The following is a 1,974-nucleotide window of genomic DNA, read 5'->3' as shown; positions in this document are numbered from 1 at the left end:
CCAGCACCAGCTTCTCCCACAGCGCGCGGGAATCGTATTCCGGCACGCCCCATTCGGTGTCGTGATAGGCCTCGTACAGCGGGTCGCCGGCCATGCCGCGCCATTCGCAACGAGTCAGAGTCTGGCTCATGCGCGCACTCTCAGCGCAGCGCGGGGCGGGAAACAAGAGGCGAACTTTCGATGGCGTTCGAAGGCTTCCAGTTGTCGCAGGTTACGGTTCCGGATTCCGCCGGCGAGGTTTCCCTCCGCGTCCGCCGCGGCGGGTCCGGCCCGCCGGTCCTGCTGCTGCACGGCTATCCCGAGACCCACATGATGTGGGCCCAGGTCGCCGAGGGGCTGGCCCGGGATTTCACCGTCGTGTGCTTCGACCTGCGCGGCTATGGCGGCTCGACCAAGCCGCCGTCCAGCGACGACCACGAGACCTCGTCCAAGCGCGCCATGGCGCGCGACGCCATCCACCTGATGCGCCACTTCGGGTTCGAGGCGTTCGACGTCGCCGGGCACGACCGCGGCGGCCGGGTCGCCTACCGCCTGGCGCTGGACCACCCGCAGGCCGTCCGCCGCCTCTCCATCCTCGACATCATCCCGACCGGCGAGGTCTGGGCCCGCGCCGACCGCCGCTTCGCCATGGGCTACTGGCACTGGCCGTTCCTGGCCCAGCGCCACCCCCTGCCCGAGACGCTGATCGGCGCCGACCCGGAAGCGTTCTTCTTCAAGCTGCAGTATCCGGGCGCCAAGACGATGTTCGAAGGCGAGGCCTACACCGACTACGTGGCCGCCGTCCGCGAGCCCGCCGTCGTCCACGCCATGTGCGAATGCTATCGCGCCGGCGCCGGCTACGACCGCCGGCTGGACGACGAAGACAAGGCCGCGGGCCGCAAGATCGCCTGCCCCGTCCAGGTCCTCTGGGGCGGCAAGGGCGCCCTCGCCGCCTGGTACGACACACTCGCCATCTGGGGCGAATGGGCCGACGACGTCCGCGGCCGGTCCCTCGACTGCGGCCACTTCATCCCCGAGGAAAGGCCCGCTGAGACGCTGGATCTGCTGAGGGGGTTCTTCTTCGAACTCTAACCCCTCAAACCGCCGTCATCCCGGACGGCCGGAGGCAGATCCCGGATGACCGCCTATTTCAAGTCGCTTCTTCGCTTACGCCCACCGCCTCCGCCATCCACCCCGGAACCTCGACCCTCGCCGGCCTGCCGCTCACCGTCAGCGCCGCGCCCAGCGCCCGGTCCAGACGCAGCAGGGCGAAGGCCCGCCCCTCGCCGCCCGACAGCACCTCGCCGGCCCGCAGCTCGCCCGCCAGCACCTCGGTTCCCGGCGCCGGCGCCGGCCCCTCGAACACGATCGGCAGCATGCGGTTCTTGATCGTCCCGCGCCGCTTCATCCGCGACGTCGTCTCCTGGCCGACGAAGCACCCCTTCTTGAAGTCGATGCCGTTCATCAGGTCGAAATTGGCCTCGATGGGATAGGTCTTGTCCGTCCCCCAGTCTCTCGGCCCCGGCACGCCCAGCCGCAGCTTCTGCGCCTCGCGCTCGACTTCGGTCGCGAGGGCCACGCCGTCCGGCGCCGAGACGCCATAGCCGCGCCAGCCCAGCGCCGGCAGCCGCGGGTCGCGCACCCAGCCAGCGCCGGGCGCGGCGATCTCGCCGTCACCGTAGGCGATGCTCACCGGCGTCTCGTCCGCGGCGATCTCCACCTTGGCCCGCAGCCGATAGATCGTCAGCCGCTGGATCAGCGCCGCCCGATGCTCGGCCTCCACGTCCAGCCACGCCGACCCATCCGGCCTCGACACCACGAACAGGTCGTAGAGCAGGCGCCCCTGCGGCGTCAGCAGCGCCCCGAACCGCGCCTCGCCCTCGGCCAGGGTCTCGACGTCCTGGGTGATGAGCCCCTGCAGGAAACTCCTCCAGTCCGGACCGCCCAGGGCGATGAGCGAGCGGCTTGGCAAGTGCGCGAAGGTCACGGTCGACG

3 protein-coding genes are annotated in these 1,974 nt (G+C 70.6%); 1 reads left to right on the top strand and 2 read right to left on the bottom strand.

The window, feature by feature from the left end; all coding sequences use genetic code 11:
- A partial coding sequence (locus Q0L11_RS19930) for a DNA-3-methyladenine glycosylase I (protein ID WP_296599576.1) occupies positions 1-130 on the bottom strand: 130 nt, incomplete at its 3' end.
- Positions 131-180: 50 nt separating this feature from the next.
- On the opposite strand from Q0L11_RS19930, the gene Q0L11_RS19925 reads away from it, so the two are divergent.
- Positions 181-1,071: an alpha/beta hydrolase gene (locus tag Q0L11_RS19925; RefSeq protein WP_296599573.1), complete on the top strand. Its 891-nt coding sequence runs from the start codon at positions 181-183 to the stop codon at positions 1,069-1,071.
- Between the two features lie 58 nt (positions 1,072-1,129).
- Here the strand turns inward: Q0L11_RS19925 and Q0L11_RS19920 are convergent, their stop codons facing one another.
- A complete protein-coding gene (locus Q0L11_RS19920; protein WP_296599574.1) occupies positions 1,130-1,966 on the bottom strand; it encodes a folate-binding protein YgfZ in 837 nt (278 codons plus the stop codon).
- Positions 1,967-1,974 lie beyond the last annotated feature (8 nt).

It is taken from the genome of Phenylobacterium sp., assembly GCF_024508875.1.
Lineage (GTDB): Bacteria > Pseudomonadota > Alphaproteobacteria > Caulobacterales > Caulobacteraceae > Phenylobacterium.
Note: the sequence above shows the minus strand (reverse complement) of the source record. Positions and strands in the feature narration are given on the sequence as shown.

What these genes read in the sequence shown, in the direction of transcription:
- Q0L11_RS19925 (WP_296599573.1), top strand. Translation starts at nt 181, where the DNA reads ATGGCGTTCGAAGGCTTCCAGTTGTCGCAGGTTACGGTTCCGGATTCC.